Here is a 22,682-nt window from a genome sequence, read left to right as displayed (position 1 = left end):
GGTTAGGGCGGTGGAAGGGCGCGCTCCAGCGGTTTAGGCCGGGGCCTGGAGGGAGAGGTGCCAGCGGCCCGACCAGCCGGTCAGGGTGACCGTGGACAGGGGGCGGACGTCCACGTTCCAGTACGTCTGCGGGGAGGCCTTCAGCGCGTACACCAGGGCCGCCCGGACCACCGAGGGCTCGGCGACGGCGACGATGGCGCCGCCGTCGTCCGCGGGCCGGGTGTCGAGCCAGCCGCCGATGCGGGCGATGAAGGCGAGGAGGGATTCGCCGCCGTGCGGGGCGGCGAGCGGGTCGGCGAGCCAGAGCTCCACCGCCCGCGGTTCGCGGGCCGCCACCTCGGCCAGGGTCAGGCCCCGCCAGCGGCCCATGTCGCACTCGCGCAGCGCCGGCTGGGCGAGCGGGGCGTAGCCGAGGGCCCGTCCCGTGGCCCGGCTGCGCGGGCCGGGCGAGCAGTAGCGCAGTGCGGCGGCGCCCAGGGGCACGAGGCCGTGCGCCGCGGACTCCAGCGCCCGCCAGCCTTCCGGGTCCGGCGGGCGGTCGTCGTCGAAGCGCTCGGCGAGCAGCGAGCACCCGCGGGCAGCGGCGACGAGCGAGACCCGAACGTTCATGCGGCGATGGTGAGCCGCGTGCCGCACGGGGTCAAGCGTCCGGACCGAGTCCGCTGCGCAGCCGCTGGACGGCCTCGCCGAGCTCGACCGCGCCGGAGACGCCGGCGAAGGCGATCCGCACGTACGCGGCGGGCGGCTCGGCGCAGTAGTACGGGCGGCCCGGGGTGACCGCGACGCCGGCGCGCAGGGCGGCCGCGGTGAAGTCGGCGTCGTCGGCGCCGTCGGCCAGCTGCGCCCACAAGTGGTAGCCGCCGCGCGGCAGATGGGGCAGCCGCAGCGAGGGCAGGCCGCGGCGCAGGGCCCCGGCCAGCACGTCGCGGCGGTGGCGCAGCTCGGCGGCGACGGTGCGCAGGTGGCGGGGCCAGGCGGGGGCACCGACCAGCTCCAGGGCGGCCTCCTGGAGCGGGCGGGGCACGAAGAAGCTGTCGACGACCTGGATGGCGCGCAGCCGGTCCAGGACGGGGCCGCGTGCGGCGAGCGCGCCCACGCGCAGGCTGGGCGAGGTGGCCTTGGTCAGGGAGCGGACGTGCACGACGACCCCGTCGTGGTCCTCGGCGGCGAGGGTCGCGGGCAGCGCCCCTGCGTCCTCGTGGGCGAGGTTGCGGGCGTAGTCGTCCTCGACGACGAAGGCACCGGCGGCTCGGGCGATCCGCAGGACCTCGCTCCGCCGGGCCGGCGCGAGGACGGCGCCGGTCGGGTTCTGGAACAGCGGCTGGCACACGAACACCCGCGCGCCCGTGGCGTCGAGGGCGGCGGCCAGCAGCTCCGGCCTGACTCCCTCGGCGTCCACGGGGACGGGCACGGGCCGGCAGCCGGAGGCGCGGGCGATGGCCAGCAGCCCGGGGTAGGTGGGGGACTCGACCAGGACCGGCGCCCCGGGCGGGGCCAGGGCCCGCAGCGCGGTGGTCAGGGCGCTCTGCCCGCCCGCGGCGACCAGTACGTCGGCGGCGGTGACGGAGCCCCCGATCTCGCGGGCGAACCAGTCGCGCAGCTCGGTCAGCCCCTCCATCGGCGGCCGGCCCCAGGCGCCGGGGCGCCGGCCGGCCCGGGCCAGGGCGGCGGCCATGGCCCGCTCGGGCTGGAGCGAGGGGTGCAGGTAGCCGCCGCTCAGCTCTATGACACCGGGCGGCGGGGCGGCCAGGGACTTCAGCACGCCGGAGGCGTCGACGGAGCGGGGGACCACCTCTCCGGCGCCCTCGGCGCTGAGCGCGACCTCCTGCCAGGAGGTGTCGCCGGGCGCGGGCTCCGCGGTACGCGGGCGGGCCCGGTACGCGCCGGCGCCGGGCCGCGTGACGACGAGCCCCTCGGCGGCGAGCTGGGCGAGGGCACGGGAGACGGTGACGGGGCTGACCCGGTAGCGCTCGACGAGGGCCCGGCTCGACGGCAGCTTTCCACCGACCGAGTAGCGGTTGAGCTCGGACCTCAAGGAAGCGGCCAGTTCGGCGACACTGCTACGCTCTTGCATGAGAGCACAGAATAGCGCTACCGGTTCCACCACGATAGCGGTCGCCCATGGGGGCGCCGTGCCCGCCGGCCCGGCGGGCACGGGAGCCGCAGGCTCCGCAGCCGCCCCGGTGGGCCCCGGCCGCACCGGCAGCGGCCCCGTCGGCACCGGCCGCCTGGCCGGCAGCCGACTCGGCAGCGCGCTCGGCGGCGGCACCGCACTGGCCTTCGCCGGCGTCGTCGTCTTCTCGCTGACGTTCCCCGCCACCGCCTGGGGCCTGCACAGCTTCGGCCCCTGGTCGTTCGTCGCCGTGCGCAGCGTGCTCGCCGCCCTGATCGCGGGCGCCTTCCTGCTGGCCGGCAGGGTCCGGCTGCCGGCCCGCGAGCACCGGGCGGGGCTGGCCGTGGTCGCCCTCGGCGTGGTCGTCGGCTTCCCGCTGCTCACCACCCTGGCGCTGACCACCTCCACCACCTCGCACGCCGCCGTCGTGGTCGGGCTGCTGCCGCTCACCACCGCCGCCCTCTCCGCGCTGCGCACCGGGGTCCGGCCCTCGCGCCGGTTCTGGGGCGCTGCCGTGGCCGGCGCCGGAGTCGTCCTCGGCTTCACGCTGGCGCAGAGCGGCGGCTCGGTGTCGCCGGGCGACGTGTACCTCTTCGGGGCGCTGCTGGTGTGTGCGGCCGGGTACACCGAGGGCGGGCGGCTCGCCCGCACCCTGCCCGGCTGGCAGGTGATCGGCTGGGCGCTGGTGCTGTGCCTGCCGCTCAGCCTGGCCGGTTCGGCGGTGGCGCTCGCGTACGAGCCGGTGCACCTGAGCGCGCAGGGCGTCGCGGGCCTGGTGTGGGTGGCGGCGGGCTCGTCCTTCCTCGGCCTGTACGTCTGGTACCGGGGCATCGCGGAGATCGGCGCCCCGCGCGCCAGCCAGCTCCAGCTTGCGCAGCCGCTGCTGACGCTGGTGTGGTCGGTGGGGCTGCTGGGCGAGCACCTGTCGCCCGCCGCCCCGCTGGCCGCTTGTGCCGTGCTGATCTGCATCACCATCACACAGCGGGCTTAATCCGGACGAATCGCCGTAAACTGCTGTCACCGGATCCAGACCGCCTCCAAGGAGGTCATCACATGCGCGCAACCGAGGGCGACCAGCTGGTGCAGCACGGCAGAGTCGTGGGGCAGCACGACAAGGTCGGCGAGATCACTCAGGTACTGGGCGAGAACGGCACCCCTCCCTACCGGGTCCGTTTCCCTGACGGCCACGAGGCAGTCATGTCCCCGGGCCCGGACTGCGTGGTGAGGCACCCGGTGGAACCCGACCAGTGACTCATCGCTTCACCGCTCCACCGCTCCATCCATCACGTCACCGCGGCGGCACCGCCGTCGGGTAGTGGTCGGCAACGACCCGGGCCATGGCTCCGTTGGGGTCCGCGGCCACCTGCTTCGCCGAGAAGTAGAGGTGGCCGCGGACCTCGGCGTGTTGGCGGGCGAAGGACAGGTGCCGGGAGAGCTCGGCCGGGTCGCGCCAGGCGGGCGTGGAGCTGTTGCGGTCGCAGCGGTACAGCGCCTCCCCCACGTAGAGGGACACCCCCGTGCCGGCGACCGTCTGCGCCCACCACGGGACGAGCTTGGCGTAGTCGGCGGTCGGGTGGCCGATGTGCCAGTACACCTGCGGCGCGATGTAGTCGATCCACCCCTCCTTCACCCACTTGCGGGTATCGGCGTACAGGTCGTCGTACGTGGCCACGCCGGCCTGCGTGTCCGAGCCCAGCGGGTCGCGGTCCTTGCTGCGCCAGACCGCGAAGGGGCTGATGCCGAACCGGGCCGCCGGCCGGACCTGCCGCACCCGCGCGGACATCTCGCGGACCAGGGTGTCGGTGTTGTGGCGGCGCCAGTCGGCGCGCGAGGCGAAGCCGGCGCCGTGGCGCTCGAACGCCTCGTCGTCGTCGAACTCCTCACCCGCGACGGGGTAGGGGTAGAAGTAGTCGTCCCAGTGCACCCCGTCCACGGCATAGCGGGAGACCGCGTCGAGCATGGCCTCCTGCACAAACGCCCGCACCTCCGGCAGCCCCGGGTTGTAGTACAGCTTGCCGCCGTGGGCGACCGTCCAGCCGGGGTTGCGCCGCGCCGGGTGCGAGGGCGCGAGCGCCGCGGGATCGGTGTGGTCGTTGGCGATCCGGTAGGGGTTGAACCAGGCGTGCAGTTCCAGCCCCCGGGCATGGGCTTCGGCGACCGCGGTGCCGAGCGGGTCCCAGCCGGGATCCCCGCCCTGCTCGCCCGTCAGCCACTGCGACCAGGGCTCGCGGGCGGCGGGCCACATCGCGTCGGCGGCCGGCCGGACCTGGAGGACCACCGCGTTGAGACGGCGCTGCACCGCGGTGTCGAGGAGCGCCAGCAGCTCGGCCCGCTGCTCCCCGGCGTCCAGGCCGCTCTCGGAGGGCCAGTCGATGTTCTCCACCGTGGCGATCCACATGCCCCGGAACTCCGCGCCCGCGGCGGTCGTCCGCCCCCGGCCGGGCCGCCGCCGCTCCGCCCGGCCGGCTTCCGCCGCCCTTCCCGCGCCCGCCCCCTCTCCCGCCTGCGCGGGCTCCGCCGCCCCCGCCGGTCCCCCGGCCGTGGCGGCCAGCGCCCCCGCGGCTGCGGCCAGCAGCCCCCGCCGTCCGACGTACTCCATGTGACGACTCCGTTCCGTAGCGTGACATTGCGGTCCGTGCGCTCAGCATGCCCGCCCCGGCGCCGCATCAACGCCAGGGTCGGGGGTAACGTCGGGGGGCGCGGCGGGCGCCGGAACGCAGTTACCACTGCTCCACACGGGGGACCCGCCCACGGATGAGCAGCGAAAGGCACGAAGTGACTGACCTCCCTTCCGACATCACCCGAGTCGGCGTAGTGGGCTGTGGCCAGATGGGCGCGGGCATCGCCGAGGTGTGCGCCCGCAGCGGCCTTGAGGTGATGGTCGCCGAGACCACCGGCGAGGCTCTGGAGATCGGGCGGACGCGGCTGCACAACTCCCTGACGAAGGCCGCCGAACGCGGCAAGATCAGCGAGGAGGAGCGGGACGCCACCCTCGCCCGGCTCACCTTCACCACCGACCTCGGCGAGTTCGCCGACCGCGACCTCGTGATCGAGGCGGTCGTCGAGAACGAGCAGGTCAAGACGGAGATCTTCCAGATCCTGGACCAGGTGATCACCCGTCCCGACGCGATCCTCGCCTCGAACACCTCCTCGATCCCGCTGGTCAAGCTGGCCGTCGCGACCTCGCGGCCCGACCAGGTCATCGGCATCCACTTCTTCAACCCCGCCCCCGTGCAGAAGCTGGTCGAGCTGATCCCGGCGCTCACCACGGGCGAGGAGACCATCAAGCGGTCCGAGGCCCTGGTGCAGAACGTGCTCGGCAAGCACGCGATCCGCGCCCAGGACCGGTCGGGCTTCGTGGTCAACGCCCTCCTCGTCCCCTACCTGCTCTCCGCGATCCGGATGTTCGAGTCCGGCATCGCGAGCCGCGAGGACATCGACAACGGCATGGAGTTCGGCTGCGCCCACCCCATGGGCCCGCTGAAGCTGTCCGACCTCATCGGCCTGGACACCATCGCCTCGATCGCCGACTCGATGTACGCGGAGTTCAAGGAGCCGCTCTACGCCGCTCCCCCGCTCCTGCAGCGCATGGTCGACGCGGGCCGCCTCGGCCGCAAGACCGGCTCGGGCTTCTACCCGTACGGCTGAGCCGTTGTCGCCGCTGCAGTGTGAGAAGAACCTCGGTCGCCCTGGGGGCGGCCGGGGTGCGGCTAAGGTCCCTGCGTGAAGAACCGCACGCCCACACCCGCGCGGCCGCTGCCCACCGGCGCCCCGGCCGCCGCCCCGAGCCCGGCCGCCACCCCCGGCCCGGCCGCCGCCCCGAGCCCCGCCGCCGCCTCCGGGCAGGGCTCCCGGCTCGGCTGGCTCGACGCGCTGCGCGGCGTCGCCGCCCTGGTCGTGGTCATCCAGCACTTCGGCCTGCTGCAGATGCTGCCGCACGGGAACCTCGTGCGGCAGAACTTCGACCTGGGCCTCTTCGGGGTCATGCTGTTCTTCATCGTCAGCGGCTACATCATCCCCGCCTCGCTCGAACGCCGCGGCGACGTGCGGGGGTTCTGGATCGGGCGGATCTTCCGGATCCACCCCGCCCTGATCGTCACCCTGACCGTCTCGATCATGATGCTGCCGGCCGGCGACGGCTCGGTCCGCCTCCTGCGCACCGGCGACGACCCGGCCTCGCTGATAGCCAACGGCCTGCTGCTCCCGGACTTCCTGGGCATCCCCAACGGCATGAACGTCACCTGGACGCTCTGCTACGAGATGCTCTTCTACTTCTTCGTCACCGCCCTGTTCACCCGCGGCCTGCACCGGCACAGCGCCCCCATCGCCGTCGGCTGCGCCGCCCTCGCCCTCGCGGTCGGCACGGCCGTCGGCGAGCACCTCCTGACGCCCGGCCCCGGTGCGGTGCGGCCGCTGCTGCTGATCGTCACGCCGGTCGTGCTCGCGGGTTTCGCCGGAGTGCTCAGCGGCCGGCCGGGGCTTACCCGGGCGGGCGCCGCACTGCTCGGCGGACTCGGCCTGGTGCTGATCACGCTCAACAGCCGGGCGCCCTGGTTCGAGACCTGGACGATCTTCGCGACCATGTTCGCCGGGACGGCGGTGTACCGGGCGCAGCACGCCCGGAGCGGCCGCATGCCCTCCCTGGCCGCCTGCGGGTTCGTGGTCGTCTCGGGCGGGCTGGTCGGATGGCTGTACAACCGGGACGGCTTCGAGAACCACACGTGGACGACGGGCTGGATGTCCTGGTCCTCCGCCTATCTGGCCGCGTGGACGGTGTTCGGGCTCGGCTTCCTGCTCCGCCAGCGGCGCTTCCCCCGGGTGCTGACCTGGCTCGGCGCGATCAGCTTCTCCCTGTACCTGCTGCACTTCCCGCTGCTGCGCACGGTCGGACACCTGGTGGGGGTGCCGCCCCTGCCGTCCTCGACGCTCGGCCGACTGGCCTGGACCGGGCTGTTCTTCGCCGTCGTGCTGGCCGCGAGCCACCTGATGTACCGCTGGGTCGAACTGCCGATGCAGAACGTCGGCCGCCGCGTCCAGCGGGCGGCGGCCCGCCGGTGGCCGGCCGCCGCCGGGCGGGACGCCGGCTAGCCCAGGCGCAGGTGGTGCAGGAGCAGGAGGCCGGCCGCCATGTTGGCGGCCGGGATCTCGCCGCGGGCGATCATGTCCGGTACGAGCTTCAGCGGCACCCACTCGCGGCGTGAGGACTCGAAGCCGTCCTCCGGGTCGCCCACGTACGTGGCCCCCTCCGCCCAGTACAGGTGGTGGCGGGCATCGGTCAGGCCGTTGGACGGCTCCACCGTCATGAGGTGGTGCAGGGGGCCGGGCCGCCAGCCGGACTCCTCCTCCATCTCCCGGGCGGCCGCGGCGGCGATGTCCTCGCCGTCCTCGACCACCCCGGCGGGCAGTTCCCAGCCCCAGCTGTCGGTGATGAACCGGTGCCGCCACAGCAGCAGCACCTCGTTCGCCCCGTTGACGGCCGTGGCGGCGGCCACCGGGCGCAGCCGGATCACGAAGTGGTCCAGGTGCCGGCCGTCGGGGAGTTCCACATCGGCGAGGTTCACGTCGAACCAGCGGTTCTTGTACACGGTCTGCTCACTCAGGTTCGTCCACTGCACGGTATTGCCGCCTTCCGGATCGTCGGTGGCAACATGGCAGCAGGCGGAGCTGTCACAGCGGAACGCGCAGCGCCCCGTCGATGAGCCGGGCGGTCTCCTCCGCGCCGAAGCACCCGCTGTGCAGCAGCTGCTCGCGCACCGCCCGCAGCCGGTCCCGCAGCCGCAGCGACTCCATCCCCTTGGCCCGCTCGGCCATTTCGGCGGCGGCCGCCACCGCACGGTCCGCCTCGCCTTGGCGCAGCTGGATCTCGCACAGCATGGCCAGGCGGTGGACCCGGCCGCGGTCGTGCGCGGGCGTGCCGACGGCGGCGGTCGCCTGCTCGTGCGCCGCGTCCAGGTCCCCCAGGCTCAGCAGCGCCTCCGCCACCTGTACGTTGACCAGCCCGGGCTGGACGTAGCCCGTCTCGTCGGGCTCCGAGCCGGGCGAGATCCGCTCGGCGGCCGCCTCGGCGTGCCGGATGCAGGTCAGGGCGGCGGCGGTGTCGCCGAGTTGGGCGTAGGCCTTGGCCTGCATCGCGTACAGGTCCGCCGCCAGGGCCGGGGTGGTGTGCCGGCCCGCGGCGCGCAGGGCCGCCTCGGCGAAGGCCACGGCCTGGCGGTGCTCGCGCAGGTGCAGGGACTGGTTGACCAGCAGGGCGATGACGTACGCGCCGAGGCCGCGGTCGCCGCTGGCCTTGGCCAGCCGCAGCGCCTGGTGGAAGTAGCGCTGGGCGAGGCCGTGGGCGTCGGAGTCGTACGCGCAGATCCCCGCCACCGCCACCAGGGAGCCGGCGGCCCGGTGCAGTCGGCGGCCCAGGTCGTCGGGGTAACTCCCGCGCAGCATCGGCGCGGTCTCGGTGCCGAGGAAGCGGACGATCCGGGCCCGGGTGGCGACTCCGCCGGCCCGGCGGTACATCAGCTCGTAGTGCGCGCGGGCCGCCCGCAGGATCTCGATGTGCTCCGGGCCGATCCGGCGGGGCCCGTCCCTGGACACGTCGGCGTCCTCGGGCGGGTTCTCCCACTCCCAGACCGGGATCACGGCCGGGGTGCCGGTGAGGGCTTCCGCGGTGAGCAGGGGGAAGCGGCCCTGCTCGTCGCTGCGCCACAGGGCGGCGGCCCGGTCGACGAAACCGCTGAGCGGGGAGGCGTGCGGGGCGGCGGCCTGGCCGGGCAGGCCGAGGCCGACGTCGTCCAGCGAGACCGGGCGGCGCAGCCGGCTGCCGAGCACCTCGCAGATCAGGTCCGGGACCTGGCCGCGCGGGCGCTGGCCCTTCAACCACCGGGTGACGGCGGTGTGTTCGTACCGCAGCGCCAGTCCGCGGGAGCGGCCCGCCTGGTTCACGTGCGCGGCGAGTCCGGCGTGGGACATGCCCGCCTCGGCGAGGAGGGCGTCGAGCAGGGCGTTGGGCTGCATGGACCCCTCCCAGGGCTCTCCGGTCCGGCCCGCCCCCAGGCTAGTGGCTGGCCGGTGCGCGCGGGGGCCGACTGCCCGGGATTCACACGGGGTGTGAAGTGAGTACGCGCATAAATGCGATACGCACCCTGCCGGGGAGGCGGGTGGGGGCGGTTCACTGAAGAGCCTCGCCAAAGAGGCAGCCCGGGTCGTCGGCTCCCCCCTCGTACAGTGCGACGACCCGTCACCGCGTCGCCCGCCCCGCTGTCTGCCCGACACTCCACGGCGGGCGGGCGACGCGCCTCGGCTCCGCCGGGGCCCGGTTGGTCGCCGGGTCCCGGCCGGGAGCCGGGCGACCGCGCGCCGGGCCCTCCCACCGGGGCCCGGCGCGCGCTGCCGCCGCCGCTGCGCGGAGCTGTCCCCTCCCCGCCCCTTCCCGCTGTGCCGGATCTGCGGCTCCGCCGCGTGGCGGGGCTCCGCCCCCCGACCCCCGCGCCTCAGACGCCGGCGGGGCTGATAAATCAGCCCCGCCGGCGTCTGAGGCGAAAAGGGTCCGGGCGAAGCCCGGTTTCGGGAAGGGGCGGGGAGGGGGAACGGCTCCGCGCAGCGGTGGACCGGGCGGGACATGGGTGAGGGGCGCAGCCCCGGGTGGGGTGCGCCCCTCGAGGGGGTGCGGGCTACGCGCCGCGCAGGACCGCCCCGGTGCGCTCGCCGGCCAACGCCACCGCCGCATCACGGGCAGCCGTGGACTCCTCGGCCGTGAGGGTCCGGTCGGCCGCACGGAACCGCAGGGCGTAGGCGAGGGACTTCTTGCCCTCGCCGACCTGGTCGCCGGTGAAGACGTCGAACAGGCGGAGGGACTCCAGGAGTTCGCCCGCCCCGTCGCGCAGGGCCGCCTCGACGTCCGCCGCCGGAACGGACGCGTCGACGATCAGCGCGACGTCCTGGGTCGCCACCGGGAAGGTGGAGATCCGGGGCGCCTGCACGGCCTCGCCGCCGGCCGCCTGCAGGCGGTCCAGGTCGAGCTCCATGGCGCTGGTGCGGGCCGGCAGGCCCAGGGCCTTGACCACGCGCGGGTGCAGCTCACCGGCGTGGCCGATGACCTGCTCGGCGCCGTCGAGGGTGACGACCAGCTCGGCGCACCGGCCCGGGTGCCACGGCCCGTACTGCCCCTGCCGGACGACCAGCTCGGCACCGGCCTCGGCGGCCAGCGCACGGGCGGCCTGCACCGCGTCCGCCCAGTCGGCCGGACGGCCCTTGCCCCACCAGCCGGCCTGCTCGCGGGCGCCGGCCAGCACGACGGCGGCGTACCGCGGCTGCGCGGGCAGGGCGGCGTCGAGCGTGGCGACCTCCTCGTCCGTGGGACGGCGGTCGACGGGCAGCCGCACCGCGACGCCCGGCTCCTCGCCGGCCCGGAAGACCAGGCCGGTCTCGAAGAGGGCGAGGTCGTGGCTGCCGCGGCTGTCGTTGCGGCGCAGGGCGCCGAGCAGCCCCGGCAGCAGCGTGGTGCGCAGCGCCGGCTCCTCGTCGGAGAGCGGGTTGACGAGCCTGACCACGCGGCGGGCGGGGTCGTCGGCGGCCAGCTGGAGCTGGTCGAAGACGCCCTCGCCGATGAACGGGTAGTTCAGCGCCTCGACGTAGCCTGCGCCGGCCAGCGCCCGCCCGGCCCGGCGGTGCAGCTGCTGCCGGGCGGTGAGGCCGCGGCCGGAGGGCACCTGGGGCAGGGTGGAGGGCAGGTTGGCGTACCCCTCGAGCCGGATGACCTCTTCGGCGAGGTCGTTCGGCTCGGCGAGGTCGGGCCGCCACGACGGGACGGTGACGACGAGCTCGTCCTGGCCGTAGACGTCGCAGCCCACCTCCTGGAGGCGGCGTACGACGGTCTCGCGGCCGTAGGCGACGCCGGCGACCTTGTCGGGGTGGTCCGCGCGCATCGCGACGGTGCGCGGGGCGCCCGGCGCGGTGAGCTCGGTGACGCCGGCCTCGGCGGTGCCGCCGGCGAGCAGCACGAGCAGGTCGACGGTCCGCTGGGCGGCCGCGGAGGCGGCCTGCGGGTCGACGCCGCGCTCGAAGCGCTTGGAGGCCTCCGAGGACAGCTTGTGGCGGCGGGCGGTGCGCGAGATGGTGATCGGGTCGAAGTGCGCGGCCTCGATCACCACGTCCGTGGTCCCCGCGACCTGGCCGGTCTCGGGGTCGGCGACGGCGTCGGCGATCTCGGTGTTGGCGCCGCCCATGACACCGGCGAGGCCGATCGGCCCGCTGCTGTCGGTGATCACCAGGTCCTCGGCGTCGAGGGTGCGCTTGACCCCGTCGAGGGTGGTGAACTTCTCGCCCTGCTCGGCCCGGCGGACGCCGATCGCGCCGTCGAGGCGGGAGCGGTCGTACGCGTGCAGGGGCTGGCCGAGTTCCAGCATCACGTAGTTGGTGACGTCCACGGCGAGGGAGATCGGGCGCATGCCGGCCTTCTGGAGGCGGCGCTTGAGCCAGATCGGGGACTTCGCCTCGGGGTCCAGGCCCGTGACGGTGCGCGCGGTGAAGCGGTCGCAGCCGGCCGGGTCGGAGATCTTGACGAGGTAGCCGTAGGAGTTGGGCGCGGGCACGTCGAGCAGCGCCGGGTCGCGCAGCGGCAGGCCGTACGCGGTGGCGGTCTCGCGGGCCACGCCGCGCAGCGACAGGCAGTAGCCGCGGTCGGGCGTGACGGCGATGTCGAGGACCTCGTCGCGCAGCTCGAGCAGCTCGATGGCGTCGGTGCCGACCTCGTGCTCCGGCGGCAGCACGATGATGCCGTGCGTGCCGTCGTCGCCCATGCCGAGCTCGTCGCCGGAGCAGATCATGCCGTGCGAGTTCTTGCCGTACGTCTTGCGCGCGGCGATCGCGAAGTCGCCGGGCAGGACGGCGCCGGGCAGCGCCACGACGACCTTGTCGCCGACGGCGAAGTTGCGGGCGCCGCAGACGATCTCCTGCGGCTCGCCGGTGCCGTTGGCGGTGCCGACGTCGACGGTGCAGAAGCGGATCGGCTTCTTGAACTCGGTCAGCTCCTCGATGGTCAGCACCTGGCCGACGACGAGGGGGCCGGTGAGGTCCGCGCCGAGCTGCTCGACGGTCTCGACCTCCAGACCGGCGTCGATGAGCTTGGCCTGCACGTCACGACCGGTTTCGCCCGCAGGCAGGTCGACGTACTCCCGCAGCCAGGAAAGCGGGACCCGCATCAGATCTCCATCCCGAAGGGCCGGGTGAACCGGACGTCACCTTCGACCATGTCTCGCATGTCTTCCACGTTGTGCCGGAACATCAGCATCCGCTCGATGCCGAAGCCGAAGGCGAACCCGCTGTACTTCTCGGGGTCCACGCCGCAGGCGGTGAGCACCTTGGGGTTGACCATGCCGCAGCCGCCGAGCTCGATCCAGCCCTCGCTGGAGCAGGTGCGGCAGGGGCGCTCGGGGTTGCCCACCGACTCGCCGCGGCACACGTAGCACTGCATGTCCATCTCGGCGGACGGCTCGGTGAACGGGAAGAAGTTCGGGCGCAGGCGGGTGGTGACGTCGTCGCCGAAGAGCGCCTTGACCATGTGGTCGATGGTGCCCTTGAGGTCGGCCATCGTCAGGCCCTCGTCGACGGCGAGCAGCTCGACCTGGTGGAAGACCGGGGTGTGCGTGGCGTCGAGCTCGTCGGTGCGGTAGACGCGGCCGGGGCAGACGACGTACACGGGCGGCTCGCGGCGCTCCAGGAGCGAGCGGGCCTGCACCGGGGAGGTGTGGGTGCGCAGCACGACACCGGACTCGTCGCCCTGGAAGCCCTCGGGGCCCTGGATGAAGAAGGTGTCCTGCATCTGGCGCGCCGGGTGGTCGGGCGTGAAGTTGAGTGCGTCGAAGTTGAACCACTCGGCCTCGACCTCGGGGCCCTCGGCGACCTCGTACCCCATGGCCGTGAAGATGTCCGCGATGCGGTCCATCAGCGTGGTCAGGGGGTGGCGGGCGCCGGCCGGGACACGGTCGTACGGCAGGGTGACGTCCACCGCCTCCTCGACGAGCACGCGCTCGTCGCGCTCGGCCTCGAGCTGGGCGAGGCGCTCCGCGAACGCCTTGTTCACCGCGCCGCGGGCCTGGCCCACGCGCTTGCCCGCCTCGGCCTTGGCCTGCGGGGGCAGCGCGCCGATCTCGCGGTTGGCGAGGGCGAGCGGCGAGGTGCCCCCGGTGTGGGCGGTCTTCGCGTGCGCCAGTGCGTCGAGGTCGCCGGCGGCCGCGAAGGCGGCGAGCGCCTCGTCCCGCATGCGCTCGATCTCTTCCGGTTTCAGTGCCTCGACCTCGACAGGGTCGTACGACTTGTTCGGTGCCGACATCTCTTCCCGTGCTTCCGATGGGCTGGCTGGAGGTCCCCGCGACTCATGGAGCTCGATACAAGGACACAAAGGTGCCAAAGGACGAGTCTACGGGCCGCGGGGGGCGGAGGAGCCCGTGGGCCGCCTGGCGAGACGCTCCGCAGTGCTACTGCGTGAGGTACGCGGGCGCGCCGACGGGCAGGATAAATCGGAATTCCGCGCCGCCGCCGGGGCCGCGGCCCACGGTGATGGTGCCGCCGTGGGCTTCCACGATCCCCTTGACGATGTACAGGCCCAGGCCGGTGCCGCCGCGTTTGCTGCCCCGCCAGAAGCGGGTGAAGACGCGGCCCATCGACTCCTCGGGGATCCCGGGGCCCTCATCGGTCACGGTGACGGCGGTTCCCTTCTCGGTCTTGCCCGCTGCGTTCGTCAGGCTGCTCGGCGATACGTCGATGGTGACGGTTCCGCCGCCGTGCCGCACCGCATTTTCGAGCAGGTTGCCGAGGATCTGGTCGATCTTGTCGGGGTCGGCCCACAGGTCGGGCAGGGCGCGGCTCACCCGGACGAGGAAGCGGTCGGGGGCCTGGCCGTTCGCGGTGAGGGCCTGGACGTGGCGGCCGACCGCGGTGGCGATGTCGACGGGCTGGCGGCGGACCTCCAGGCGGCCGGAGTCGATGCGGGAGATGTCGAGGAGTTCGGCGATCAGGCGGGTGACGCGGTTGGCGTCGGCGTCGACGGTCTCCAGCATCAGGCGCTTCTGGTCGTCGGTGAACCGCTCCCACTTGGCGAGCAGGGTCGCGGTGAAGCCCTTGACGGAGGTCAGCGGGGAACGCAGCTCGTGCGCGACGGTCGCGATCAGCTCGGCGTGGCTGCGCTCGGTGCGGCGGCGCGCCTCGGTGCCGCGCAGGGTGACGACGAGGCGGTGCAGCGGGCCGGTGGGGTGGGGGCGGACGTACCGGGCGGAGACGAGGACCTCGCGGCCGCCGGGCAGCAGGAGGTTGCGCTCGGGCTGGCCGCGGCGGATGGCGAGGCCCCCGTACGGGTCGGTCAGCGCCCACCAGCGGCGGCCGTCGAGGTCCTCCAGCGGCAGGGCCTGCTCGATGCGGGTGCCGAGGGCCTCGGCGGGGGCGAGCGCGGTGAGGCGGGCGGCGGCGGAGTTGAAGCAGATCACCCGGCCGGTCCGGTCGGCGACGACGAGCCCGTCGGGCAGGTCGTCGGGGTCGATCCCGAGGCCCGCGGGCGCGTCCCCGTCGGCGGCCGCCGACGGGGACGGCGTACCGGCCGCCTCCACGGCTCCTGGCGAGCTGTTCGTACCGACGGTCATGTCCCCGTACCCCACATCTCCGAGGAGCGCAGTGGGCCCCCCGGGCCGCCACATTACTAGCTGGGGGTCACGGAGCGGCACCCTCCGGGCGCCCGCTGTGCACGCGCGGACGCGTACAGGCACACGGCGGCGGCCGTGGCGAGGTTCAGGCTCTCGGCCTTGCCGTGGATCGGGACCCGTACGACGGCGTCGGCGAGGGCGCGGGTCTCCTCGGGCAGGCCCCACGCCTCGTTGCCGAAGACCCAGGCGGAGGGGCCGCCCATGGTGCCGGCGTCCAGTTCGGCGTCGAGGTCGTCCTGGCCGGCCCCGTCGGCGGCGAGGATCCGTACGCCGGCGGCGCGCAGCCCCTCGACGGCCTGCTCGACGGGTACTCCGACGGCGACGGGCAGGTGGAAGAGGGAGCCGACGGAGGCGCGGACGGACTTGGGGTTGTACAGGTCCACGGAGGCGTCGGTCAGGACGACAGCGTCGGCCCCGGCGGCGTCCGCGCAGCGCAGTACGGTGCCGGCGTTGCCGGGGTCGCGGACGTGGGCGAGGACGGCGACGAGCCGCGGCCGGGCGGCGAGGATGTCCTCGAAGGGCGAGTCGAGGAAGTGGCAGACGCCGACGAGCCCCTGCGGGGTGACGGTCTGCGAGACCTCGGCGAGGACCTCGTCGGACGCGTGGTGGACGCGGGCGCCGGCCTCGCGGGCGGCGGCGACGATGTCCGCGTAGCGCTCGGCGGCCTCGGCGGTGGCGAAGAGCTCGATCAGGGTCGCGCCCGTGGCCCCGCGGTGGGCGACGGCCTCGCGGACGGCCTGGGGGCCCTCGGCGAGGAAGCGGCGCTCCTTGGTGCGGAAGTTGCGCCGCGCCAGGCGCCTGGCGGCGGCCACCCGCGGGGATCGGGGGGAGATCGGCTCGGCGGGGGCGGGGGTACCCATGGGCGGTCGGCTCGCTTCCGTACGTACTGCGGTGTGGCGTGGGGCTGGTCGGCTACAACGCACGGACCCGCAGGCACGGGGCCTGCGGGTCCGGGCTGAAGCCAGTGAAGGGCTTGCTCGCGCGCGTGGTGCTTAGGCGGCGGCGGGGGCCTTCGGGGCGTTCACGTCGGCCGGGAGCGCCTTCTGGGCGACCTCGACCAGCGCGGCGAACGCGTTGGCGTCGTTGACGGCCAGCTCCGCGAGGATCTTGCGGTCCACCTCGATGTTGGCGGCCTTCAGACCCTGGATGAGGCGGTTGTACGTCATGCCGTTCTGGCGGGCAGCGGCGTTGATGCGCTGGATCCACAGCTGACGGAAGTCGCCCTTGCGCTTCTTGCGGTCGTTGAAGTTGTAGACCAGCGAGTGGGTGACCTGCTCCTTGGCCTTGCGGTACAGGCGCGAACGCTGACCGCGGTAGCCGGAGGCCGCCTCGAGGATCGCCCGGCGCTTCTTGTGGGCGTTTACTGCCCGCTTGACGCGTGCCACTTTTTAACTCCTTGTAGCGGGGCCGCGGGTGTCTTCACACGGCCCGAAAGTTCGATGGGGTACCGGTCTCGGCGTCCCTGGCCCGGCGGTGACCGGGCGGGGGGACGTCAGATGCCGAGAAGCTTCTTGATCTTCGCGGCGTCGCCCGGGGCCATCTCGGCGTTGCCGGTGAGGCGACGCGTCAGCTTGGACGACTTGTGCTCGAGCAGGTGGCGCTTGCCGGCGCGCTCGCGGAGCACCTTGCCGGAGCCGGTGACCTTGAAGCGCTTCTTGGTACCGCTGTGCGTCTTGTTCTTCGGCATGGCGCCGTTATCTCCTCGTCGGTGGCGTCCCCACCGGTCCGGTACCGGACCGGCTTGCGGGAACGTCATGTTGTGTCGGGTGATCCGGGACAGGCTGCCCCGGAATCAGGCGTCGGCCGCCGGAGCCTCGGGGGAGGCGTCCTCGGTGGCCTCGGCGGAGGCGACTCCGGTGTCCTCCGCGGCGGCTCCCTTGGAGTCGTCGGCGGCGGCACCCTGGCGCCCGGCCTTGCGGGCGGCCTGGGCCTCGCGGGCTTCGGCCATCGCCTCGGTCTTCTTCTTGTGCGGACCGAGGACCATGATCATGTTGCGGCCGTCCTGCTTCGGGTTCGACTCGACGAAACCGAGCTCCTGGACGTCCTCCGCCAGGCGCTGCAGCAGTCGGTAGCCGAGCTCCGGGCGGGACTGCTCGCGACCACGGAACATGATCGTGATCTTGACCTTGTCGCCCTGCTTGAGGAACCGAACGACGTGACCCTTTTTGGTGTCGTAGTCGTGCGGGTCGATCTTCGGCCGGAGCTTCATCTCCTTGATGACCGTGTGCGCCTGGTTCTTGCGCGCCTCACGGGCCTTCATGGCCGACTCGTACTTGAACTTGCCGTAGTCCATGAGCTTGCAGACCGGCGGGCGTGCAGACGCTGCGACCTCGACCAGGTCCAGGTCGTACTCCTGCGCGAGTTCAAGCGCCTTCGCAAGCGGGACGATGCCCACCTGTTCGCCGCTGGGACCGACGAGTCGCACCTCAGGGACACGAATCCGATCGTTGATGCGGGGCTCGGTGCTGATGGATCCTCCTCGGTAGCACCACACGGCTGTCCGGGAGACAGCCGCTGACGTCTTGTGTCGTCTACGACCAACCGCGGCGGAACACCAAAAATGCCCCGACGGGCACAGGCAGGGGCTCCAATACAACCGGAGCACCGCCGGGTGCGAACCGCGGGGCGCAGACTCGGGCAGCTTTCCATCGTCCGTACGGAACGATGGATGCCGCCTGACCGGTGACCCGCCGCCCCGGAGGGCGGTCAGGTGGGAGAACGGAGCCTCCACTTGTGGGCCGGGGACATACGTCTCCGGCCGGTCGTTAGCCCAATATAGCATTCGGCGCCGGGTCCGCTCACCCGGCGGCCTGCGGAGCGGGGAGCTCCGCGGCCCGGCTTATCGTGTGTGGCATGACTGACGCGACCCCCACCCCCGCCACCGAGGCCGGCGCCACGCCGGACGCTCCCGACTACGACGCCATGACGCGTGACATCGCGGATGTGCCCGCCGTCGAGGTGATCACCACGGTGGCCGTGCACCTGCTGAGCGCCGCGGCGGTCAACCTGGGCCTGGACAAGCCGGACTCCGAGCACAAGGACCTCGACGAGGCCCGCAAGCTGATCACGGCCCTGGCCGGCCTGGTCACGGCCAGCGCCACCGAGATCAGCTCCTTCCACGCGGCCCCGCTGCGCGACGGCCTGAAGTCGCTCCAGCTCGCCTTCCGCGAGGCCTCGATCGTGCCGGACGAGCCGGGCCAGGGGCCGGGCGAGAAGTTCACCGGACCGGTCTTCGCCTGAGGGGCCGGGCGCGGTACGGACGACACCGGATCCGCCGGGCCGTACCGGGCCGCAGGACGACGGCACCAGGACGACGGCAGAGGGCCGGGGCGATGCCGCCCCGGCCCTCTGCCGTATCCGGGGCCGCGGTCGGCTCAGCGGCAGTACAGCGGCTCCCCGGGCGGGGGCGGGGCCGTCTCCGGGAGCAGCGCCAGGTCCAGGCCGCGCACCAGCCGGGCCCGCAGCGTCTCGTCGGCCGCCAGCGCCTCGGCGACGCGGCGGGCCGCGGCTGCCGGGGCCTCGGGGCCGGCGGCCAGCACGACCGCCAGGGTGCCGTCCGCGTCCGCCCCGCCGGGGCCGAGGTGGGCCCGCAGCACGGCCGGCTCCGCGGACACGGCGGCCCGTACGGCCTCCCGCACGGCCGGGTCGGCCAGCGGGTCGGTGTCGGTGCGGCCCTCGGCGAGCGCGAGCAGCGCGGGGCCGGTCAGCTGGTAGGGGACGGGGCCGGCCAGGTCCAGGACCACGGTGTCGGCCTTCTCGTGCGCGGCGGCGGCCAGCGCCTGGTGCAGCGGGACGGCGACCGGGCGGGCCGCCGGGTCCCACAGGGCGAGCGAGGCGATCGAGGTGAAGGCGGGCAGGGCCCGGCGGTCCCCCGCGCGCAGGGTCGGCACCGCCATGTCGCTGGTCTTCTCGCGCTTCAGGCCGGTCTCCGGGTCGGTCTCGACCTCGCCGAGGACCGCGACGACCGGGACGAGCAGGCGGGCGCCCTTGAGCGCGGCCAGCACCTCCGGCTCCTTGGCCCGGTCCTCGGACCAGGCGGCCAGGGCCGCGCTCAGCCGGGGGTCGGCGGAGCCGTCGTCGTCGGAGAAGCCGGGGTCGGGGATGGTTTTGTTCGCCACAGTTACCCGACCCTATCCCGCCGTGCCGGCCGGGCCGTGCGCGGGCGGCGGGCCAGTACGGCGGAGAGGGCGAGCAGCGCCAGGCCGGCGCCGGCGGCCGCCGGGACGTGCAGCCCCTCGCCCCGCGGGGCCGTACGGGCCGGGCCGGGGCCGGGGCCGAAGTACCGCTGCGCGGCCGCGACGGGCACCGGGACCGGCGCTTCGGGGTGCAGCGCCGCGGCGGCCTGGAGGGCGGCGACCGGGTCGACGAGGCCGTGGCCGCGGGAGTCGTCGCGGCCGCCGACCGGGGTGTCGGTGGCGGTGTCCTCCAGCAGCTTCTTGATCTGGGCCGGGGACAGGTCCGGGTGGGCGGACCGGACGAGGGCCACCGCGCCGGAGACGAACGCGGCGGCCGCGCTGGTGCCCCAGCCCTCGTAGTAGGCGCGGTCGGGGTCGGCGATGACCACGTCGACGCCGGGCGCGCTGACGGTCGCGTACCAGTTCCTGGTGGAGAACGGGGCCTTGCGGCCGCTGCGGTCGACGGCGGTGACCGCGATCACGCCGGGGTAGGCGGCCGGGTAGGAGGTGCGGTCGCCGTCGCGGCCGCCGTTGCCTGCGGAGGCGACCACGACGACGCCCTTGGCGAGGGCGTACTGGACGGCCTCGTCCTCCGCGGCCTCGTGGTGCGCGGAGGCGCTGTCGTCGCCGAGCGAGAGGTTGATCACGTCGGCGCCGTGGTCGGCGGCCCAGCGGATGCCTTCGGCGAGGGCGGCGCCCTTGCTCTCGCGGGCCCGGTCGCGGCCCGCGTCGCCCTCCTCCAGGATCACACGGACCGGGAGGATGCGGGCCTGCGGGGCGAGGCCGAGGACGCCCTGGCGGCGGTTGCGGCCGTGCCCGTGGCCGGCGATGATCCCGGCCATCGCGGTGCCGTGGCGGGCCCAGGCGCGGTCGCCGGGGCCGGCGCCGAGGCCGACCAGGTCGACGCCCTCCAGGACCTGCCCGGCGAGGTCGGGGTGGCCTGGGTCGACGCCGGTGTCGAGGACGGCGACGGTGACGCCGCTGCCCTGGGTGGTGCCCCAGGCCTCCTCGGCGCGCAGGGCGGTCAGGGCCCACTGGCGGTTGCGGACGGAGTCGGCGTCGGCGGCGGCCGGGGGCGCGGTGGCCGCGGCCGCGGCGGCGAGGACGAGGCCGAGGACGGCTCCGGACGCGACGGGGCGGGCACGCCTCACCGGTCGCCCCCGGCCGCCTCGCCGGACGGCGCAGCGACCAGTTCCCGCACGGTGCGCTCCAGTCCCTCGCCGACCGCCTTGGCCCCGTGGCCCAGGCCCGCCTGGGCGACCGCTCCGGCGGCGTCCTTGCGCACGGCGTCCGCGGCGGGGACGGGCGCGGGGAGGGTGCGGCCGTCGGCGAAGGCGGAGACGGTGTAGACGACCACGGGGGCGTCGGGGAGCACGGCCGCGGTCCAGGCGGCGCGCCGGCCGTCGCCGAAGCCGTAGGCCGGCGGCGCGGTGAGCCGGCCGTCCAGCGCGGCCATCGCCGCCGGGGCGTCGGCGGGGGTGAAGACCAGGCCGACGGCGACGAGGGAGCTGCGGGTGGCGTCGGTGTAGGTGGCGCGGAGCACGCGGGTGCAGCCGGTGGGGGCGAGGGCCGCCTGCCAGTCGGGGGTGAGCGCGGGCCCGCACTCGGAGTCGGGGGCGAGCGCGACGCGCGTCCAGGTGCGGTCGGCTCCGCCGGGGCCGGTGTCGGGGGTGGCCAGGACGGGCGGGAAGAGGCTGTCCACGGGCGCGGTGTGCCACAGCGAGCCGGCCCGCCGGTAGGCGGCCTCGGCGGTCGGAGGCCGGTGTGCGGCATGGTGCTCGGCCCAGCCGCCGAGGGCGGCCCCGCCGAGGCAGCCGATCCCGAGGACCGCGCAGAGCACGGCGCCCAACGCCCGCCGCCCGTCCCCGGAACCGGGCTCGGCGGGGGCCGCGGCCTGCGCTGTCGCCATGCTCATCCGGCGGCTCCGCCCCCCGTCCCGTCCGGCTGCCTGAGCCGTACTCTACGCGCCGTCGCCGCCGGGGCCGCCCCGGTCCCCCGCCCCACGGCTCCGCGTCGCCCCAACGGCGGCCGTCCCCGTCGGCCGCGCCCCGGGGCTGCTCAATCGCCGGCGGGACTGGGGGTGGTGCCCCGCACCCCGGCTGACACGGCGGCCCGAGCCGGCCGGTTGCCCCCGGGGCCCGAACGCCGCCCCCTGGGCGTACGAAGCCGCACGTGCCGCCGACACCAGGTACGGCCCGCGGGGCGGTCCCGTCGCCTCGAACGCCGGCGGGTCTGAACAGCCCCGATCGGCGTCCGGGCCACCCCAAGACCCCGGCCGGCGAACGGCCGCAGGGCCGGGGACCGCAGCTGGCCCTGCCGCCGGTCGACAGCGCGCCGCAGCCCCCACCATCGGCCCAACCCCGGCCGCCGGGGAGCAAATCCGGCCTCGCCGGCGGTTGAGGCGGCCATGAGCCGCCGGCGGCGGGGCGCAGTCGGAGATCGAGGCGGGGCGACGGGGGTACCCAGCGGTAACGCGGCGTGGCAAGCTGCCCCGCATGGACTTCGCCGCCGCCCGGGACCGGGCCCGGTACGACCGGGCCACCGCGCACCTCGACGCGCCCCTCGCCATCATGGACCTCGACGCGTTCGACGCGAACGCCGATGACCTGGTGCGGCGCGCCGCCGGCAAGCCGGTCCGGGTCGCCAGCAAGTCGGTCCGCTGCCGGGCCCTGCTCGAACGGGTCCTGGCCCGCCCGGGGTTCGCCGGGATCATGTCGTACACCCTCGCGGAGTCGATCTGGCTGGTCCGCTCCGGCTTCGAGGACGTCCTGCTCGCCTACCCCTCCGCCGACCGCGCCGGCTTCGCCGAGCTGGCCGGCGATCCGAAGCTGGCCGCGGCCGTGACCGTGATGGTCGACGACCCGGCGCAGCTGGAGCTGATCGACCGCTCCCGGGCCGGCGGCGCCGAGGAGGTCCGCGTCTGCCTCGAACTGGACACCGCCCTGCACCTGTTCGGCGGCCGCGTCCGGGTCGGCGCCCGGCGTTCCCCGCTGCGGCAGCCCGGCGAGCTCGCCGAGCTGGCGCGGGCCGTCGCCGCCCGGCCGGGGTTCCGCGTGGTCGGGCTCATGGGGTACGAGGGCCACGTCGCCGGCGTGGGGGACGCCCTGGCGGGACGCCCGCTGCGCTCCCGGGCGATCCGGCTCATGCAGGCGGCGGCCCGCCGGGAGCTGGCGGCGCGGCGCGCCGAGGCGGTGCGGGCCGTGCGCGCGGTGGTGCCGGACCTGGAGTTCGTCAACGGCGGCGGCACGGGCAGCGTGCAGCAGACCGCCGCCGAGGAGGCGGTCACGGAGATCGCCGCCGGTTCGGGGCTGTACGTGCCGCGGCTGTTCGACAACTACACCTCGTTCCGCGGCCGTCCGGCGGCCCTGTTCGCCCAGCCGGTGGTGCGCCGGCCCGGGGTGGGCGTGGTGACGGTGCTGGGCGGCGGCTACCCGGCCTCCGGCGCGGCGGGCGCGGACCGGCTGCCCGAGCCGTACCTGCCGCAGGGGCTGCGCTACGACCCGCAGGAGGGCGCCGGCGAGGTGCAGACCCCGCTGCTCGGCAGCCCGGCCGACGATCTGCTGATCGGCGACCGGGTCTGGTTCCGGCACGCGAAGGCGGGCGAGCTGTGCGAGCGCTTCGAGGCGCTGCACCTGGTCGAGGGCGACCGGGTCACGGCCACCGTGCCGACCTACCGGGGCGAGGGCCGCACCTTCCTCTAGCGGCCCG

The 22,682-nt window shown here is 74.7% G+C and carries 21 protein-coding genes; 6 read left to right on the top strand and 15 right to left on the bottom strand.

What is annotated here, in order from left to right; all coding sequences use genetic code 11:
- Positions 1 to 33 precede the first annotated feature (33 nt).
- Both AB0953_RS18780 and AB0953_RS18775 read right to left on the bottom strand, forming a co-directional pair.
- Positions 34 to 609, bottom strand: a complete 576-nt coding sequence (locus AB0953_RS18780; RefSeq protein ID WP_366860597.1) for a histidine phosphatase family protein — start codon at positions 607 to 609, stop codon at positions 34 to 36.
- A 31-nt stretch (positions 610 to 640) separates the two neighbouring features.
- Positions 641 to 2,074, bottom strand: a complete 1,434-nt coding sequence (locus AB0953_RS18775; RefSeq protein WP_366860596.1) for a PLP-dependent aminotransferase family protein — start codon at positions 2,072 to 2,074, stop codon at positions 641 to 643.
- Between AB0953_RS18775 and AB0953_RS18770 the strand changes: the two genes are divergently transcribed.
- Both AB0953_RS18770 and AB0953_RS18765 read left to right on the top strand, forming a co-directional pair.
- Complete coding sequence (locus AB0953_RS18770; RefSeq protein ID WP_366860595.1) at positions 2,073 to 3,104, top strand: DMT family transporter; 1,032 nt, start codon at positions 2,073 to 2,075, stop codon at positions 3,102 to 3,104. The genes AB0953_RS18775 and AB0953_RS18770 overlap by 2 nt on opposite strands.
- 62 nt (positions 3,105 to 3,166) lie before the next feature.
- A complete protein-coding gene (locus tag AB0953_RS18765) occupies positions 3,167 to 3,364 on the top strand; it encodes a DUF1918 domain-containing protein (protein ID WP_366860594.1) in 198 nt (65 codons plus the stop codon).
- Between the two features lie 37 nt (positions 3,365 to 3,401).
- Here the strand turns inward: AB0953_RS18765 and AB0953_RS18760 are convergent, their stop codons facing one another.
- Entirely contained in the window at positions 3,402 to 4,712 is a 1,311-nt protein-coding gene (locus tag AB0953_RS18760; protein ID WP_366860593.1) for a family 10 glycosylhydrolase, read from the bottom strand.
- A gap of 155 nt (positions 4,713 to 4,867) precedes the next feature.
- On the opposite strand from AB0953_RS18760, the gene AB0953_RS18755 reads away from it, so the two are divergent.
- Entirely contained in the window at positions 4,868 to 5,761 is an 894-nt protein-coding gene (locus AB0953_RS18755) for a 3-hydroxybutyryl-CoA dehydrogenase (RefSeq protein ID WP_366860592.1), read from the top strand.
- Between the two features lie 75 nt (positions 5,762 to 5,836).
- Positions 5,837 to 7,201: an acyltransferase gene (locus AB0953_RS18750; protein WP_366860591.1), complete on the top strand. Its 1,365-nt coding sequence runs from the start codon at positions 5,837 to 5,839 to the stop codon at positions 7,199 to 7,201.
- Here AB0953_RS18750 and AB0953_RS18745 read toward each other — a convergent pair.
- The 9 genes from AB0953_RS18745 to infC all read right to left on the bottom strand — a co-directional run bounded on the left by AB0953_RS18745 (position 7,198) and on the right by infC (position 17,293).
- Positions 7,198 to 7,728 carry an NUDIX domain-containing protein gene (locus AB0953_RS18745; protein WP_366860590.1) on the bottom strand — a complete coding sequence of 177 codons (531 nt, stop codon included), beginning with the start codon at positions 7,726 to 7,728 and terminating at the stop codon, positions 7,198 to 7,200. The genes AB0953_RS18750 and AB0953_RS18745 overlap by 4 nt on opposite strands.
- A 52-nt stretch (positions 7,729 to 7,780) precedes the next feature.
- Positions 7,781 to 9,121 (bottom strand): transcriptional regulator, encoded by a 1,341-nt coding sequence (locus AB0953_RS18740; protein WP_366860589.1) that lies wholly within the window; start codon positions 9,119 to 9,121, stop codon positions 7,781 to 7,783.
- 656 nt (positions 9,122 to 9,777) lie between these two features.
- Positions 9,778 to 12,306: a phenylalanine--tRNA ligase subunit beta gene (gene pheT, locus AB0953_RS18735; RefSeq protein ID WP_366860588.1), complete on the bottom strand. Its 2,529-nt coding sequence runs from the start codon at positions 12,304 to 12,306 to the stop codon at positions 9,778 to 9,780.
- Positions 12,306 to 13,436: a phenylalanine--tRNA ligase subunit alpha gene (pheS, locus tag AB0953_RS18730; RefSeq protein WP_366860587.1), complete on the bottom strand. Its 1,131-nt coding sequence runs from the start codon at positions 13,434 to 13,436 to the stop codon at positions 12,306 to 12,308. Before pheS ends, pheT begins: the two co-directional genes overlap by 1 nt.
- Positions 13,437 to 13,581: 145 nt before the next feature.
- Positions 13,582 to 14,739 carry an ATP-binding protein gene (locus AB0953_RS18725; RefSeq protein ID WP_366860586.1) on the bottom strand — a complete coding sequence of 386 codons (1,158 nt, stop codon included), beginning with the start codon at positions 14,737 to 14,739 and terminating at the stop codon, positions 13,582 to 13,584.
- Positions 14,740 to 14,795: 56 nt separating this feature from the next.
- A complete protein-coding gene (locus AB0953_RS18720; protein ID WP_366860585.1) occupies positions 14,796 to 15,659 on the bottom strand; it encodes an RNA methyltransferase in 864 nt (287 codons plus the stop codon).
- Positions 15,660 to 15,791: 132 nt separating this feature from the next.
- Complete coding sequence (gene rplT / locus AB0953_RS18715; RefSeq protein WP_008741875.1) at positions 15,792 to 16,184, bottom strand: 50S ribosomal protein L20; 393 nt, start codon at positions 16,182 to 16,184, stop codon at positions 15,792 to 15,794.
- Between the two features lie 107 nt (positions 16,185 to 16,291).
- Positions 16,292 to 16,486, bottom strand: coding sequence for a 50S ribosomal protein L35 (rpmI, locus tag AB0953_RS18710; protein ID WP_114056849.1), 195 nt, complete (start codon positions 16,484 to 16,486; stop codon positions 16,292 to 16,294).
- A gap of 105 nt (positions 16,487 to 16,591) precedes the next feature.
- Positions 16,592 to 17,293: a translation initiation factor IF-3 gene (gene infC / locus AB0953_RS18705; RefSeq protein ID WP_366860584.1), complete on the bottom strand. Its 702-nt coding sequence runs from the start codon at positions 17,291 to 17,293 to the stop codon at positions 16,592 to 16,594.
- A 359-nt stretch (positions 17,294 to 17,652) separates the two neighbouring features.
- Between infC and AB0953_RS18700 the strand changes: the two genes are divergently transcribed.
- A complete protein-coding gene (locus AB0953_RS18700; protein ID WP_366860583.1) occupies positions 17,653 to 18,039 on the top strand; it encodes a DUF1844 domain-containing protein in 387 nt (128 codons plus the stop codon).
- A 134-nt stretch (positions 18,040 to 18,173) separates the two neighbouring features.
- On the opposite strand, the gene AB0953_RS18695 is transcribed toward AB0953_RS18700, so the two are convergent.
- Genes AB0953_RS18695 through AB0953_RS18685 form a run of 3 tightly spaced genes read right to left on the bottom strand, consistent with a single transcriptional unit; the run spans position 18,174 to position 20,889 of the window.
- Positions 18,174 to 18,917, bottom strand: coding sequence for an SseB family protein (locus AB0953_RS18695; RefSeq protein ID WP_366860582.1), 744 nt, complete (start codon positions 18,915 to 18,917; stop codon positions 18,174 to 18,176).
- A 2-nt stretch (positions 18,918 to 18,919) separates the two neighbouring features.
- Complete coding sequence (mycP, locus tag AB0953_RS18690; protein WP_366860581.1) at positions 18,920 to 20,125, bottom strand: type VII secretion-associated serine protease mycosin; 1,206 nt, start codon at positions 20,123 to 20,125, stop codon at positions 18,920 to 18,922.
- A complete protein-coding gene (locus AB0953_RS18685) occupies positions 20,122 to 20,889 on the bottom strand; it encodes a hypothetical protein (protein WP_366860580.1) in 768 nt (255 codons plus the stop codon). The genes mycP and AB0953_RS18685 overlap by 4 nt, the downstream gene beginning before the upstream one ends.
- Before the next feature lie 580 nt (positions 20,890 to 21,469).
- Here AB0953_RS18685 and AB0953_RS18680 point away from each other — a divergent pair.
- The gene (locus tag AB0953_RS18680) at positions 21,470 to 22,675 is read left to right on the top strand and encodes an amino acid deaminase/aldolase (RefSeq protein WP_366860579.1); all 1,206 of its coding nucleotides are present in this window, start codon (positions 21,470 to 21,472) and stop codon (positions 22,673 to 22,675) included.
- Positions 22,676 to 22,682 lie beyond the last annotated feature (7 nt).

Origin of the sequence: Streptomyces sp. NPDC046866 (assembly GCF_040704625.1) — a bacterium.
Classification (GTDB): Bacteria; Actinomycetota; Actinomycetes; order Streptomycetales; family Streptomycetaceae; genus Streptomyces.
This window is presented reverse-complemented; position numbering and strand designations above follow the sequence as displayed.